The sequence below is a fragment of the Psychroflexus montanilacus genome (assembly GCF_020164535.1).
GTDB classification, from domain to species: domain Bacteria; phylum Bacteroidota; class Bacteroidia; order Flavobacteriales; family Flavobacteriaceae; genus Psychroflexus; species Psychroflexus montanilacus.
The window spans coordinates 197,271-213,421 of sequence record NZ_JAIQZC010000001.1; the positions used below are offsets into that span (position 1 = coordinate 197,271).

The following is a 16,151-nucleotide window of genomic DNA, read 5'->3' on the forward strand; positions in this document are numbered from 1 at the left end:
TATATTGCAGTTTGTTAATATTTAGAATAAGTTTAGATAACGCTTTGATGAAGACCGATCCCAAAACTGAATCCCAAAGACTTGCAGCACTCAGGTCTTTAGACATTTTAGATACTTTACCAGAACAGGAATATGATCAGATTACAAAATTAGTCGCTTCTATTTGTGATACTCCCGTTGCACTGATTTCTCTTTTGGATGAAGATAGACAATGGTTCAAATCCAAAGTTGGTATAGATCATTGTGAAACCGAAAAGAAATATTCCTTCTGTAATTTTGCTATCCATTCAGACGATGACATCATGGAAGTGTCCGATGCTCGTGAAGACGAAAGGTTCAAAAATAATCCATTAGTTGAAGGTGATGATCAGGTTATTTTTTACGCAGGGGTTCCTTTGAGAGACAAAGATGGTTATGCGCTCGGCACCCTTTGTGTTATAGATCATCAACCAAGGACTTTATCCAAAAAACAAAAAGAAGGTCTTTTTTTTCTGGCCAATCAAGTCATTAAATTATTTGAGTTGCATTCCATCAACAGAGGTTTGAATAAGACTCAAAAACAGCTAAAAGAAAAAAACGCACAGCTCAGGAATTTTGCCGGAGTTGTTTCTCACGATATGAAAATGCCTCTGGCCAATATGATTGTGACCATAGACGTTTTGAAAGCAAAGTATAAAGATAAACTGGATGAAGCAGGATTAGATTACCTCAATAACCTTAAAAAATCATCCTTTCAGCTTAGCGACTATATCTCCAATATTCTCACTCATTACGAAAGTGATTCTATTACCAGTAATGAAGATTCGCTCGAAAAATTTGATGTTCACTCGCTTGTGGAAGATATTGTTGAAATGCTGGATATCGGTGACGATTGTGACATCAGATTTCCAGAAGAAAGCATAGACATTTACACCAATCGCGTAGCTTTGGAACAAATTCTTCTCAACCTGATTGGCAACAGCCTTAAGTACAACGACAAGCCAAAAATTGAAATTGATATCGATTTTAAAAAGGAGCCAAATTTTTATCGCTTTTATGTAAAAGATAATGGCATCGGTATTCCTGAAGACAAACAGAAAGAAATTTTTAATCTGTTTTCTACTGCTGCGGAAAATGACAGAAAAGGCAACAAAGGAAACGGAATTGGGCTTTCCACAGTCAAAAAAATGATACACAACTTAGGTGGAAAAATTTCTGTAAACTCCGTAGAAGGAAAAGGAACCACCTTTGAATTTACGGTAGAACGGACCAAAAAGTTGTAATTTATATGATTTTTGAAAAGCCAGACGTTCTTTACTTCCTCTTTCTGCTCATCATTCCCATTTTAGTTCATTTATTTCAACTTAGAAGATACAAAACCACCAAGTTTAGTAACGTTGCTTTACTAGAACGTATCAAGCTCCAATCCAGAAAAAGCTCAACACTTAAAAAATGGTTAATCCTTGCTACCAGGCTTCTAGGTCTGGTTTTTTTAGTTTTGGCCTTTGCAAGACCCTTTATTGCTCATACAGACACCGCCCTAGAAGACAGCGAAATCGTCATTTATTTAGACAATTCCTTTTCTATGGAACTGCCTGGAAAACAAATGTCCTTACTCGAAGAAGCCAAACAAAACCTATGGGATGAGCTAGACGAAAAGCAAAGATTTTCGCTCTTTACAAATGATCTGACCTGGAAAAATGTGACAAAAAGCGATATCAAAACCGATTTTTTTTCCATTGAATTTGCTCCCGTTCAACTAAACTATGAGAACCTGTTGCTTAAAGCCGAGTCTCTATTTCAAAAACAGGAGTCTAGCCGTAGTTTATTTATCATCTCAGATGCGCTCAACTTTGAAAATGAAGTTCGCCTGAAGCCTGAAAGTGATACAGAGCTCAGTTTGATTGTGAAATCCCCATCTTCACTAGAAAATTTCACAATTACTTCTGCTCAGTTACAATCCAGTAACACTAGCAAAACTCTTCAAGCAGAAATCAGTTCTCAAGCAAAAACAGAAAAAGACATCACTGTCTCGCTGTTCGATAACGACGAACTAGTTGCCAAGACCAAAGCTTACTTTGAAAAGTCCGCTTCAACTTTGGTCAACTTTGACTTGTCCAACAGAGATTTCAAACGCGGAAAATTAGAGATAGACTCCGACGGAATGTCTTATGATAACACCTTGTATTTCAGCTTAAACAAAGAAAAGCAAATCGATGTGTTATCGCTTTACTCAGAATTGGATACTAACAAATCCTTTTTAGCCTCTATCTATCAAACAGATCTATTTGATTTTAAAGAATATCCAATTTCAAACTTTGACTATTCTAGAATTTTGGAAACAGATCTTGTCATCCTTAATGAAATAGAAAACGTCAATCCTATTTTGATCAGTCGACTGAGAGAATTTCAAGACAATGGAGGGACATTAGTCATCATACCGAATGAAAATGCAAAACCAGACGCGTTTAAAGCGATTGCTGGTGGGTCTGCAATTTATCAAGGTTCAATATCAGCAAAAAGAGAAATCACCGGTATCAATTTTGACCACCCTTTGTTTGAAAACGTTTTTTCAGAGAAAATTCAGAATTTTGATTACCCCTCTACTTCACGATTTCTAAGGATGAATACTGCCTTCACTCCTATTTTAAAATTCAGTAATGGGCAATCCTTTTTGGCAGAAGGTAACAACATTTACAGTTTTGCTTCAGCACTAAATTCTGATGTCTCCAATTTTACAAATTCTCCGCTTGTGGTACCCGTTTTCTATAATATTGCCATGCAAAGCAGTCCCAACCCACAACTATATTCACTTTTAGGAAAGGAAAATCTTATCAATGTAAAAGCAAATCTAGGGAAAGATGAAGTTTTAAAGCTTAAAAACGACTCTCAGCAAGTGATTCCTCAACAAAAAAGAAGTGGAAATTCAATACTAATCAATACCCAATACCAGCCAGAAACCGCTGGCTATTTTGATTTAGTTCAGGAGGATTCTGTTTTATTAACCTTAAGCTTCAATCATAATAGAAGTGAAAGCGAGCTTAAACCAATGGATGTGAGTTCTTTGGAGACCAAAAACTTCTCGTCTATTCCCGAAGCCTTTAATTCTTTTACAGAAGAGAGGAAAATCCTTGAGCTTTGGACCTGGATGCTTATTTTTGCAATTGGTTTCTTTTTAATAGAACTTTTAATTCTGAGATTTTTAAAATAATGCCTATGTCATCCATACTTCTAAAATCTGCCAAAATTCTAGATCCAGAAAGTTCTCATCATCTCCAAACCAAAGATATTTTGATTGAAAATGGTGTGATTACTCAACTTGAAGCCTCCATAGAAAGTGCAGACAAGATCATTAACTTTGACAATTTACACGTCTCCAATGGATTCTTTGACAGTTCGGTCTCATTTGGGGAGCCAGGTTTTGAAGAGAGAGAGACCCTAGCAAATGGTGTCACTTCAGCAAGACGATCGGGGTTTACCAGTTTTTTTTTAAATCCAAACCTCTATCCTGTAACCGATACAAATTCTGCAGTCAAATTTCTGCAACAACAAATCGATACACAGCTTATTGACATCAAACCACTTGGAGCACTCACTAAAGGCTTTGATGGAAAGAATCTAGCAGAGTTATACGACATGCAAATGGCGGGAGCTGTCGGGTTTTACGATTTTAAGATACCCATCGCAGATGCTAACTTATTCAAAATAGCCCTACAGTATGTCAAAAGTTTTGATGGCCTGCTATTCTCCTTTCCTCAGGATAAATCTATAGCAGGACAAGCTCAAGTCAATGAAGATGAGTTTACCACTTACATTGGATTAAAAGGCATGCCAAGTCTGGCTGAAGAATTACAAGTCGCAAGAGATCTTTATATTTTAGAATACACAGGAGGCAAATTGCACATCCCGAACATATCGACCAAAAATTCAATTCAATTGATTAAAGAAGCTAAGGCTAAAGGTCTAAAAGTAACCTGTAGCGTTGCTTTGCCACATTTATTCTTTACTAGTCAAAAGCTGGAGAGTTTTGACAGCAAATACAAAATCCTTCCTCCGCTGAGAACTCAGAAAGATGCAGAGGCTTTAAGGGAAGCTGTAAAAACGGGGACTATAGACATGGTCACTTGCGACCATGAACCCATGGATGAAGAACACAAAGAGCTTGAATTTGAAAACGCGAGTTATGGAAGCATTGGCTTAGAATCTGCATTTTCAGTCTTGAACACTTTGTTTGGTGTCGAAAAAGCTTCAGAATTATTATCCAAAACCAAGACGAAACTTGGAATACAAACGTCAATAATTGAAGTTAATCAACGGGCAGATTTAAGCTTGTTCGATCCAAATTCAGAATACATATTCCAAAAACAACATATTATTTCTAAATCTAAGAACGCTATATTCCTTGGTGAAAGCTTAAAGGGAAAGGTTTTAGGAAGTATTTATAACAGCTCATTCTATGAAAATTAAACAGGAAAGAAGCGGAAAAACCGCAGCCATTGTGGCTTATTTTACCATTTTTGGTAGCATTTTGGCTTTGTTTCTCAACTCTGATGAGAGTAAACACGAGTTTGCCAGTTTTCATATAAGACAAGCCATTGGAATTAATCTACTTATTATTCTATTTGGTGTAATCATTAATGGACTGTACGATAGCCTAACGGAAACGCTAAACTTAATGATTGGCTCGGCGTTCTATTTGGCTTATTTCATTCTTTGGATTTACGGATTTATAGGAGCGGTTTCCGGTAAAAAAACTAAAGTTCCATTGATTGGAAATCTATGCCAAACCTTATTTAAAAAACTGACTTAATGACAACTAAAGATTTATCACTTACGCATCTAATAAGACCTTCGAGCTTATCCGGAAATGCGCCACTTATGCTCATGTTGCACGGATACGGCAGCGATGAAAATGATTTATTTTCGTTTGCCGGAGAATTGCCAGAAGAATACATGATTATTTCCTTGAAAGCTCCGCATTCGCTTCAGCCCATGGGCAACGCCTGGTACGCCATCAATTTTGATGCGCAGCAGGGGAAGTTTAGCGATATTGAACAAGCAGTACAATCCAGAGAATTAGTGAAAAAATTTATAGAGGAAGCTCTGGAAGCTTATCCTGTAGATGCAGATAATGTGACTATGCTTGGGTTTAGCCAGGGAACTATTTTAAGTTTTGCTCTTGGGCTTTCGTATCCACATCTGGTAAAGAACATCATTGGTTTATCTGGTTATGTGGATCCTAATATGCTAAAGGCTGGGTACGAATCCCAGGATTTTAGCCATTTAAAAGTTTATAATTCTCATGGAAGTGTGGACCAGGTGATTCCTGTGGAATGGGCCAGAAACAATAAACCCTTTTTAGAAGAATTGAAAATTGACATGACCTATGAAGAATACCCAGTTGGTCATGGCATCAACCCTCAAAACTTCCAAAGTTTCAAAACCTGGCTAGCAAAGCAAAACAACTAATTTTTTTACATCTTTTTATTATGCTCATTATAGGCATTGCCGGAGGGACTGGAAGTGGTAAAACCACTGTGGTCAACCAAATTATAAACGAACTGCAACACGACGAAGTTGATGTGATTTATCAGGATTCTTACTACAAGGATTTGTCTCATTTATCGATGGAAGAGCGTAAGAAGATCAATTTTGATCATCCAAAATCTATAGATTTTGATCTTTTAGTCGAGCACTTAAAAATATTAAAGTCGGGAGAATCCATTGAGCAACCTGTGTATTCATTCAAAGAACACAATAGAACCCAAGAGACCATCACTACAAAACCCAGGAAGGTGATGATAGTAGAGGGCATTTTGATTTTTACTCATCCTGAAGTTAGAGAAATGTTTGACATCAAAATTTTTGTTCATGCCGATAGTGATGAACGCTTGATGCGACGTCTTAAGCGAGATATCTCCGATCGTGGCAGAGATCTCGACGAAGTTTTGGATCGCTATAAGTCGACTTTGAAACCCATGCATCAGCAGTTTATTGAACCAACCAAAGAATACGCGGATATCATTATCCCCAACAATCGATTCAATACGGTGGCGATAGACATAGTTCAAACTATTATCAAGGAAAGACTCCTGTAATTTTAGTAACTTACAACTATGAAGTTTAAAGACCTGAAAAAGAAACCCTGGTTTAAATTCATGAGCAACAAATACGTGCTGGTGCTCACGGTCTTTATCGTATGGATGTTATTTCTGGACAGCAACTCGTGGTTGATTCACAGGGAATTAAACCAGGAAATTGAGGAGATAGAGGCTAATAAACTATATTATCAAAAAGAAATTAAAAGCGATAAACAAATTCTGAAAGAGTTGGAAGACAGCATAGAAATAGAACGTTTTGCCAGAGAAACCTATTTCATGAAACGTCCCAATGAAGATATTTATATCATTGAATACGAAGACAGCTTAAAAACAGATAAAGATGAGTAAAACCTTATTTGATGAGTTCGATCCAGTTTCGGCCAAAGCTTGGAAACAAAAAATACAGGCTGACCTGAAAGGAGCAGATTATAACGAAACCCTTGTCACTTCTACCGATGAAGGTATCGATATAAAACCTTTTTATAATGCAGACAATCACGATTATGAGTTTACACTTCCTGAATCGCCAGCCTGGTATGTGACTGAAAAATTATATTTGGAAAACGTTGACATAACCATTGAAAACGCAAAAGATGTCATAGAACGCGGAGCGGAAAGTCTTTGGATTATTATTCCTGAAGCTGATGATAAAAAATTAAGGTTTTTTGAGGCGCTAAAGGATGACACTACTCCGCTTTATGTTGAATTTTTAGTTCAGGATTTACCTTTTTTTGAAAAATTAGATACTCTTTTAAAAAATCAAAATAAACAGGTTTGGTTAGGTTTCGATCCCATTCATCAATTAGCCTCTTCAGGCAATTGGTTTAAAAGTCAAAAGGAAGACAATGAAATATTTTTAAAGACAGCTCAATTTGAAAGCTTTCAAAATGAAATCCATATTGATGCGAGACTGTATCAAAATTCCGGAGGAATTATTATACAACAGCTGGCATACTCCCTGGCACATCTTAACGAATATCTGAATCTGTTAGATAATTCAACCTTAAAGCTGAAAACTGTAAACGTTAATCTTGTGATAGCGCAGGGTTCGAACTATTTTTTTGAAATTGCTAAGTTGAAAGCTATGCGACTTCTGGTTAACAGTTTAGGTAACGAATACGATTTCGATATTGAGCTTCACATTATAGCTGAACCCAGCAAAAGGAATCATACAATTTATGATTACAACATGAATATGCTCAGAACCACGACTGAATGCATGAGTGCTATTTTGGGGGGAGCCGATTGGGTCAATAACCTAGCCTACGACGAAGTTTTCCATAAACGCAATGAATTTGGAGAGCGCATTTCCCGAAATCAACTATTGATTTTAAAACAGGAAAGCTATTTTAACAAGGTCTTAAACCCTGTTGACGGCACCTATTACATTCAAAATCTCACCAAAGAATTGGCTGAAAAAGCTTTAGACATTTTCAAAACCATTGAAGCTGGAAAAGGTTTTATCCATCAGCTGTTCGAAGGGAAAATTCAGAAGAAAATAAAAGAAAGCGCTGAAAAAGAACAAGCAAAAGTCAATACTGGAAAATTCACTTTGGTTGGATTAAACAAGTATGAAAACATCGATGACCAGATGTCTCAAAACCTAGAGTTATTTCCATTTTTGAAGCAACAGCAGCGTAAAACCCTTATAGAACCAATTTTAGAAAAAAGATTAGCAGAACCTATCGAAAAGGAAAGGCTGGAAAGAGAAAAGACAAATCCATCTTCAAAACAAAACGTGTAGTATGGAAAGAAAAAATATACAGCAGATGACTTTAAAGTCGGCAACTAAGGCAGAGAATGAAGAGTTGTCGAAGTTTAAAACTGCAGAACAGATCAAAATTAAATCTACCTATTCTAAAGAAGATTTGGACAAGGTAGAGCACAGAGATTTTGCGGCAGGATTGGCGCCTAATCTTCGTGGTCCCTACTCAACCATGTATGTAAGAAGACCCTGGACGATAAGACAGTATGCTGGATTCTCTACCGCAGAAGAAAGTAATGCGTTCTACAGACGAAATTTGGCTGCCGGACAAAAAGGCTTATCTGTGGCTTTCGATTTGCCAACGCACAGAGGTTACGACAGTGACCACGAACGCGTGGTTGGAGATGTAGGGAAAGCAGGTGTGGCTATTGATACAGTGGAAGATATGAAAGTCTTGTTTGATCAAATTCCACTCGATAAAATGTCGGTTTCTATGACGATGAATGGCGCTGTACTCCCCATTATGGCTTTTTACATCGCTGCTGCCGAAGAAACCGGGGTAAAGCAAGAAGAGCTTTCGGGAACGATTCAAAATGATATTTTGAAAGAATTCATGGTTAGGAATACCTACATCTACCCACCTACGCCATCTATGAAAATTATTTCGGATATTTTTGAGTTCACTTCTCAGAACATGCCAAAATTCAACAGCATCAGTATTTCTGGATATCACATGCAAGAAGCTGGAGCTACAGCTGATATTGAATTGGCTTACACCCTGGCTGATGGTTTGGAATATATCAAAAAAGGACTGGATGCAGGAATGGACATCGATACCTTTGCGCCAAGACTCTCCTTTTTTTGGGGAGTGGGTATGAATCATTTTATGGAAATCGCTAAAATGCGCGCTGCCCGAATGCTTTGGGCAAAACTGGTTAAGCGATTCCACCCCAAAAACCCTAAGTCACTGGCTTTGAGAACCCACTCACAAACCAGTGGTTGGACCTTAACCGAGCAGGATCCGTTTAATAACGTGGCGAGAACTTGCATAGAAGCAACTGCTGCAGCTTTTGGGGGAACCCAAAGTTTACATACCAATGCACTGGATGAAGCTATTGCTCTACCTACTGATTTCTCAGCCAGAATTGCCAGAAATACTCAGATTTACCTTCAGGAAGAAACAGGAATCACCAAAACCGTAGACCCCTGGGCAGGTAGTTATTATGTCGAAAAATTGACACATGATATCGCTCAGCAGGCCTGGAAACATATTGAAGAAGTAGAAGAACTTGGTGGAATGACCAAAGCTATTGAAGCCGGTATTCCCAAACTTAGAATAGAACAAGCCGCGGCTAAAAAGCAAGCAAGAATTGATAGTGGCACCGATAAAATTATCGGCATAAACGCCTACCGATTGAAACAGGAAGATATTATTGTGACTTTAGAAGTGGATAACCAAACCGTAAGGAAGCAGCAACTTCAGAAACTTTCAAAAATAAAAACAGAGCGTAATCCTGACAAAGTCAAGCAAAGTTTAGCAGAGTTAACCCGAATCGCTAAAGAAGAAAATGGAAACTTACTACAAGCCGCTGTTGTCGCCGCCAAAGAAAGAGCAACCCTTGGCGAAATAAGTGATGCTCTGGAAGAAGTTTATGGAAGGCATCAGGCCAAAATTCAATCCTTTAGCGGAGTTTATAGCAAAGAAATGAAAAAAGACAAATCCTTTAGTAAAGCACAGGAGCTGGCCGATGAGTTTGCCGAAAAAGAAGGCCGTCGTCCACGTATCATGATTGCTAAAATGGGACAAGATGGTCACGATCGTGGAGCCAAAGTTGTGGCAACCGGTTATGCCGATGTTGGCTTTGATGTAGATATTGGTCCCTTGTTTCAAACACCACAAGAAGCGGCAAGGCAGGCTGTAGAAAATGATGTACATGTACTTGGTGTATCTTCTTTAGCTGCAGGACATAAGACACTTGTACCAGAAGTGATAGGTGAGTTAAAAAAATTAGGTCGTGAAGACATCATGGTGATTGTTGGTGGAGTAATTCCTTCTGCAGATTATCAGTTTTTATTTGATGCTGGAGCAGTTGCGGTTTTTGGGCCAGGTAGCAGAATCAGTGATGCGGCGATTCAAATTTTAGAGATATTGAACGATAGCTTTTAAGATGCTCGTCTAAAAGTTGACGCTCTACAACACAAGATGTTTTTTTGTAGATTAATTTTTTTAATACTTTATTCAGAATTAAAAATATCTAATACGTTAGTTTAGCAATTAAACTCATCCCCATGGCAATTATAGGAAACATCATTAAAGGCGTCATCAACCTCAGAAATTCTATTTCTTCAGAAACAGATCACGTTGAAAATCAAAGGGAAACTTTTAACTTTTTACTAGATAAAGCAAAAAACACGGAATTTGGAGAATACTATAAGTTTTCCAAAATAAGTGATTCAAAAACTCCCTACCAGGATTTTAAATCTACTATCCCTTATTTTGATTATGACAAAATGCATAACGAGTGGTGGTATAAGTTACACGAAGGAAAAGAGAATGTGACCTGGCCTGGGCATCCAGATTATTTTGCATTGAGTTCTGGTACAACTGGCAAAACCAGTAAACGTATTCCTGTCACTAATGATATGATAGACGCTATAAAAAATGCTGGAATTAAGCAGATTTTAGCTATCGAAAATTTTGACTTACCAGCAGATTTCTTTGAAAAAGAAATCATGATGCTAGGAAGCTCTACCGAGCTACAGAACAACAATGATCATCTGGAGGGTGAAATTAGTGGCATAAGTGCAAGTAGAATTCCATTTTGGTTTCGTGGATTTTATAAACCTGGTGAAGAAATTTCAAAAATAGATGATTGGGACGAGCGCGTTCAGAAAATTGCTGAAAATGCAAAAAGTTGGGATATTGGAGCCTTAAGTGGAATTCCATCCTGGATGGAGTTGATGATGGAGAAAGTCATAGACTACCACCAGGTTGATACTATTCACGACATCTGGCCCAACTTAAAAGTATACACTTCTGGTGGTGTTGCGTTTGGTCCTTACGAAAAAAGCTTCAAACGCCTAACTGGGAAACACGTGGAGGTTATTGATACCTACTTAGCATCTGAAGGGTTTATAGCTTTACAAACACGTCCAGGAACAGATTCTATGCAACTCCTTACGGATAATGGTATCTTTTTTGAATTTGTGCCCTTCAAACCAGAATTCATAAATCGAGATGGTTCTTTAAAACCTGATTCTCCGAGTATAAGCATCGAAGATGTTGAGCTTGACCAAGATTATGTATTACTCATAAGTACTGTAAGTGGTACATGGCGCTACTCCATAGGAGATACCATACAATTTACAGATATCAGTAAAGCTGAAATTAAAATCACAGGGCGAACTAAATTCTTTTTAAATACTGTAGGATCTCAACTCTCGGTAAATAAGATGGATACTGCCATGAAGGAGCTAGAAGATGAGTATGATATGGACATTTCTGAATATACCATTTGTGCCAAACGTGGTGAGGATGACGAGTTTTATCACTATTGGTACTTAGGCTCTTCCAACACAAGATTAGATGCTTCAGAAGTAGCAGAATCTCTTGACGAAAAATTAAAGTCAGCCAATAAAAATTATAAAGTGGCGAGAACAAAAGCGCTTAACGGAGTCAAAGTCAATTTGATCAACCCAGATGTCTTTTACGATTGGAATGCAAGGAATAAAAAGAAAGGTGGCCAGGTAAAAATGGAACGCGTCATGAACGAAGAAAAATTTCAGGAATGGGAAAAATTTGTACAAGAACATTAACGCTCTTGTACAATTTGCATGATTTCCTCTGGTGATAAATAATAACGTTTGATTCGCTTCTTGTAATTCTCATCTATGTCGGCGTGATTGAGGATGAAATTTTTTGTCTTAAGTATATACTCCTCCATCCCCTGATTGACAGCAAACGTATCTGCAGATCGCTCTGCTTCTACTATATGCTTTTCCATATATAAATACCTAATTCCAAACCAAATAAGATTGAAAGTTCCCCTATTTTCATAATCCAGAATATGGCCTAATTCATGCCCAATCCAACCCGTTATAATATCTGAAGGAACATTAACTGTCTTGAATTCTTTATCTGAAATTTTAAATTTTTCACTTATAAATATATAATACTCTCGTTTTGATCTCGCCTTAAATAAACTCTTAAAGTCAGGCTGGGCCTGCATAGTCGACTTTTTAATGTCCGACTTAAACTTAAATGTGATCTTTACATCAGTTAACTGAGGGAAATAATCTAAAGCAAGTTGGATTTCGTCTTTTAAGGAATCAGGATATATGTGGTGCTCTTGAGCTTTCATAGAGTAGCTAAAGTGAATGATAATTTGTAAAATAACTAAAATAAAAAGGTTATGGCTTTGCTTTTGGCTCATAAATTAGTCTAAAAAATGTACTAAAGCGATCATTATTAACGTCAATTGGTATGCCAGTTACAATTCCAATCATGAGATGGTCTGTAATTCCTAATCTCATTTGTGGTCTTAAGGTCGTTTTCAGCTTGCCTTCAACAGCAATTTTATTTACTTCTAGACCTATAAAATTACGAGTTCCAGTAATCATGTAATGAAAACTTGTGTTAATCTGGAAAAAAAACTCATTCTCAAAACCACTAAAGCCTCTTTCCCAAACAGGACCAGTATAGACTAATGAATGGAAATTAGATCCCAAACGCTTGGCAACCACTAGAAATGGACTCATCAAATTACCGGTAAATAAACGGCTAGAATCATATCTATTGAAGGCATTCATTGTAAAGCTGTGCAAATAACCACCTGCCATAGATAGGTTATGTTTTGGACTTACTAAAAATGAATATTGTGCAGCAAACTGTAGTCCTTCAAGCCTACTTTGAGGTAGAGCATCTCCATTGGAAGCTCCTCTTCTGTCATAGAAAAATAAAAATGGAAGTTCGACTTCTAAACCAAGTCTATCTATTGGAGCCCATTCGTATTCTATGAGGCTTTCATACTCTTCGAAATCGTTATTATCTTTGATTCCAAAACCTACGTTCCATTCCCTCTCACCTTTTCTGGCTCCCAAATCTCTTATAAGATCTATGTAAAGGGGTTCAGCATGTAGGACTTTTGCTGGTAAATTTTTTTGTTCTTCTGTTTCTGCTATGTAAATGCTATCTCTTTCCTGCTTTGTGATTTGACTAAATACAGAAGTTGAACATATAGCAAATGTTGAGAATAAAATTATTCTCAATGAATATTGTAATGACATTGTAAATTGAATTTGAGTTAAAACTATTTTTAAATAAAAAACTGAATTTTAAACTCTAAATTCTGGCGGTGGAATAATGATTTTGGAGTGATCTTGAGAATAAATCAGGTTGAGGTAGCATGGACTAGACTGGTTTTTCAAATCAAAATTAAAGTCAATTAAGCTCTCAGAAAATTGAGTTCTAAATAGGTCAGTTTGAAATTTCTTTGAAGCTGAATTTTCTGGAAGTTCATTATCGTGTTCTTGTTCGCTAATAGCCTCTTCAAAGCCTAAACCTTTTTCAACAATAAGTTCAATGAGTGTTTCCTGTTCGTTGTAAGCAACACTTTTTGAAAAAATATCTGGCGCATCGATACTGGAGTTCAAAAACACAAGTATCAACAGACCAAGGATATTTTTACCAATCCAACCGTGTCTTATATAACTAAACATCAACTATTTTAATTTTCGGTAAATCTAATTATCTTTTTTCTTTTTTAGAAAGCCACCAAGAACATCTTTTACTTTATCTTTTACATCATCTTCCTTGGTTTTGGTGCTATCCTTATCCTTGTCACCACCAAGAAGTCTGTCAATTTGTTCTCCAGCCTTATCTTTTATCGTATTCCTGGCTTTCTCTTTTTGGGCATCAACTATTTGTGAAGTCAAGCTTTGTATCGCATTTTGCGTATTGACCTGTATCCTAGGATTATTAAAACTTCCAGACAGAACCACAGGAACATCTACATTCATTTTACTTAAATCGGAATTACTCAATTGAGCCAGTCTGCCGCCTATTTCATCCCCAAAATATTTAGCCGGCACATTAAACTTTAGATTATAATTCATCGTGTTGTCAAAGGAATGGCTACCAGAAACGTCTACCTTGACATCATCAAGCTTGAAATCAAAATTTTCTGCATTGATGGCGCCATCTTTAAAATTCAATTTAGCAATCAAATCATTGACTTTCAAATTATTAAAATCGAAAAACTGAAATTGATTATTAAGGTTTGACACCAGTGGCATTTTGTTTTCCTCTACTTCAGCACTGATGATTTTAGCCAAAGCATCTCCAGTTAAAGAAGTATAAATCGGCATCAAATCCTTGGTTAAGTTTCCTTTTAAAGATAGGTTTGTTGTTGCCACTCCGTTTAAAGCCTGTGCAATAGGTGCCAGTCCCTTTATTAATTCCATTTGTTGAAATGCTTCAACAATTTTGATAGTATTGAGGCTCAATTTCATATCAAAATTTGGCGCACCTGCTGTAGATACCATTCCGTCTAGTTTTATATTCCCACCAAATAGATCTGCACTGACATTATCCAAAATAGCTTTTTCTTCTCTTAAAGCAAGACTTCCTTTAGCATTTTTAAGAGTAAGATTATCATATTTCACGCTTTTAGCGTCAAAGTTCAAGACGATGTCCAGGAACTTAGGAATTTGAATAGCTTCTTCTGAAGAGTTGGAGTCAGTATCAGTTTTGGATGTTTGTTGTTCCGATGAAGATTCTGATTCATTAGAACTTTCAACCATAAAATCTGAAACGTCAAAATTACTTGAAGTAGCATTAAACTTTCCTTTAAGTGGCTGATCTGAAAAGGCAAAACCTAACAGATTATTAAGGTTACCTGTCATTTTTAGATCAGTAGAACCAGAGGTCATTTCGAAATTGTTCAACTTTACCGCATTGGTTGTAAAGTCTACCGTTGCTACTTCAATATGTAAAGATTTAGCAAGCTCTGGTGAAGCATAATCAAACTTAGATAATTTCATTGAACCATTTGCTGTAACATTTTGATAAGCTTCACGTTCAATAGAATTCATGTCAAAATTGGTTACCAAATCAGCATCCAAAAATCCACTTAGTTCCTGTTCTAGATCCACAGGATAAGCTTTAGAAATATTGGCAAGATTCAATCTACCTTTAGCTTTCAAATCTATCAGCATATTGGTAGTCAGATTTTTAACAGAACCACTTCCAGCAAAACGATCCTGATCTATTCTGAATTTGACATCGTTAAAATTGATATAAGTATCTTCTACAAGTCCACTTTCATTTTTAATTTCTAAATTAAGTGAAATATCTTCTACCTTTTTGGGTAAATCTGGATATTTAAAAGAAGCATTGGAACTCGATGCTTTTATATCCAGTTTAGGAATATAAGTTTCATCTACGCGACCTTTTATCATACCCTTCAACTCAAAATCCCCCGTTGTTGTTACACCATCAAGGCTGGAAGCATAGGCTTCCGGAATTAAGGCTAAGAAATTTTTAAAGTCAGAAGATGGGGTTGAAAATTGGATATCAATATCATTATAGTCTTCATAAAGCTGCACAAATCCTTCAAACCGAAGTGGAAGCTGATTTACCCGAGCCTCGTTATCTAAAAATGAAAATTTCATGTTTTCAAGATCCATTTCTAAGTCGGCATCCAAAACTATTGAGTTGTCATTTAAATAGTTAGTCCCATCAAAATCGAAAGACACTTTGGAATCTGTGTGTGTTTTAAGAGTAAATACTGATTCAGCAAAATCTCCATCACCGCTATGATTGAATTCTTTTAATTTCAAAAAAATATTCCCGCTTTCGTCTAAATAATTAATTCGAGAAGAGTTAATTTCATAATGATCCAGATTAAGCTGAAAAGGTTTACTTTGTTGACTTTCTTGAGGTTCTGAAGCTTCAGAGGCTTTAGCAATATCGTAATTTGCATTTCCAAGAGAATCAACTTTTACGTTTATAAAAGCTTCATTTAAATATAACTTATCTACGCTTAACCCTTCATCTTTGAAAAGTTGCATAATGCCCATAGCTACATTAAACTCTTTAGCATATACCAGCGTATCGCCCTCAAATGGTGCTTTGTTGGTAACGCTCACTTCCTCTAAGCTCAAACTAGCATTTGGAAAATTTCTGAAAAGACTTAGATTCAGGGAGGACCATTCTACCTTAGCATTTACATTATCATTGGCTGCTTTTTTTACCATTTTTTCAATACTTCCTTTGAATAAAATTGGAGTTAAAAACAATCCTATAATGAGTATCAATACAACAACGCCTAGAATTTTAAAAGCCTTTTTCATAATTTACTATTTGA

At 36.6% G+C, this 16,151-nt stretch carries 14 protein-coding genes; 10 read left to right on the forward strand and 4 right to left on the reverse strand.

The window, feature by feature from the left end:
* Nucleotides 1-47 precede the first annotated feature (47 nt).
* From LB454_RS00940 to LB454_RS00985, 10 genes are all read left to right on the forward strand, one after another.
* The gene (locus tag LB454_RS00940) at nucleotides 48-1,262 is read left to right on the forward strand and encodes a sensor histidine kinase (protein WP_224462433.1); all 1,215 of its coding nucleotides are present in this window, start codon (nucleotides 48-50) and stop codon (nucleotides 1,260-1,262) included.
* 5 nt (nucleotides 1,263-1,267) lie between these two features.
* Nucleotides 1,268-3,190, forward strand: a complete 1,923-nt coding sequence (locus LB454_RS00945; RefSeq protein ID WP_224462434.1) for a BatA domain-containing protein — start codon at nucleotides 1,268-1,270, stop codon at nucleotides 3,188-3,190.
* 5 nt (nucleotides 3,191-3,195) lie between these two features.
* On the forward strand, nucleotides 3,196-4,446 hold the full coding sequence (locus tag LB454_RS00950) for a dihydroorotase (RefSeq protein WP_224462435.1): 1,251 nt from the start codon (nucleotides 3,196-3,198) through the stop codon (nucleotides 4,444-4,446).
* On the forward strand, nucleotides 4,436-4,789 hold the full coding sequence (locus tag LB454_RS00955) for a DUF4870 domain-containing protein (RefSeq protein WP_224462436.1): 354 nt from the start codon (nucleotides 4,436-4,438) through the stop codon (nucleotides 4,787-4,789). Before LB454_RS00950 ends, LB454_RS00955 begins: the two co-directional genes overlap by 11 nt.
* Nucleotides 4,789-5,448, forward strand: a complete 660-nt coding sequence (locus tag LB454_RS00960) for an alpha/beta hydrolase (RefSeq protein ID WP_224462437.1) — start codon at nucleotides 4,789-4,791, stop codon at nucleotides 5,446-5,448. The genes LB454_RS00955 and LB454_RS00960 overlap by 1 nt, the downstream gene beginning before the upstream one ends.
* 20 nt (nucleotides 5,449-5,468) lie before the next feature.
* Entirely contained in the window at nucleotides 5,469-6,077 is a 609-nt protein-coding gene (udk, locus tag LB454_RS00965; protein ID WP_224462438.1) for a uridine kinase, read from the forward strand.
* Nucleotides 6,078-6,095: 18 nt separating this feature from the next.
* Nucleotides 6,096-6,428, forward strand: coding sequence for an FtsB family cell division protein (locus LB454_RS00970; RefSeq protein ID WP_224462439.1), 333 nt, complete (start codon nucleotides 6,096-6,098; stop codon nucleotides 6,426-6,428).
* A complete protein-coding gene (locus LB454_RS00975) occupies nucleotides 6,421-7,824 on the forward strand; it encodes a methylmalonyl-CoA mutase subunit beta (protein WP_224462440.1) in 1,404 nt (467 codons plus the stop codon). Before LB454_RS00970 ends, LB454_RS00975 begins: the two co-directional genes overlap by 8 nt.
* 1 nt (nucleotide 7,825) lies before the next feature.
* Entirely contained in the window at nucleotides 7,826-9,952 is a 2,127-nt protein-coding gene (gene scpA / locus LB454_RS00980) for a methylmalonyl-CoA mutase (RefSeq protein WP_224462441.1), read from the forward strand.
* A gap of 122 nt (nucleotides 9,953-10,074) precedes the next feature.
* Nucleotides 10,075-11,601 carry a GH3 family domain-containing protein gene (locus tag LB454_RS00985; protein WP_224462442.1) on the forward strand — a complete coding sequence of 509 codons (1,527 nt, stop codon included), beginning with the start codon at nucleotides 10,075-10,077 and terminating at the stop codon, nucleotides 11,599-11,601.
* Here LB454_RS00985 and LB454_RS00990 read toward each other — a convergent pair.
* From LB454_RS00990 to LB454_RS01005, 4 genes are read right to left on the reverse strand one after another with little or no spacing between them, the layout of a single operon-like run.
* Entirely contained in the window at nucleotides 11,598-12,146 is a 549-nt protein-coding gene (locus tag LB454_RS00990) for a hypothetical protein (protein ID WP_224463853.1), read from the reverse strand. The two genes, LB454_RS00985 and LB454_RS00990, sit on opposite strands and share 4 nt — an antisense overlap.
* Before the next feature lie 49 nt (nucleotides 12,147-12,195).
* On the reverse strand, nucleotides 12,196-13,071 hold the full coding sequence (locus tag LB454_RS00995; protein WP_224462443.1) for an HAEPLYID family protein: 876 nt from the start codon (nucleotides 13,069-13,071) through the stop codon (nucleotides 12,196-12,198).
* A gap of 48 nt (nucleotides 13,072-13,119) precedes the next feature.
* Nucleotides 13,120-13,503, reverse strand: coding sequence for a hypothetical protein (locus LB454_RS01000; RefSeq protein WP_224462444.1), 384 nt, complete (start codon nucleotides 13,501-13,503; stop codon nucleotides 13,120-13,122).
* Nucleotides 13,504-13,527: 24 nt separating this feature from the next.
* Nucleotides 13,528-16,137, reverse strand: a complete 2,610-nt coding sequence (locus LB454_RS01005; protein WP_224462445.1) for an AsmA-like C-terminal region-containing protein — start codon at nucleotides 16,135-16,137, stop codon at nucleotides 13,528-13,530.
* Between the last annotated feature and the right edge of the window lie 14 nt (nucleotides 16,138-16,151).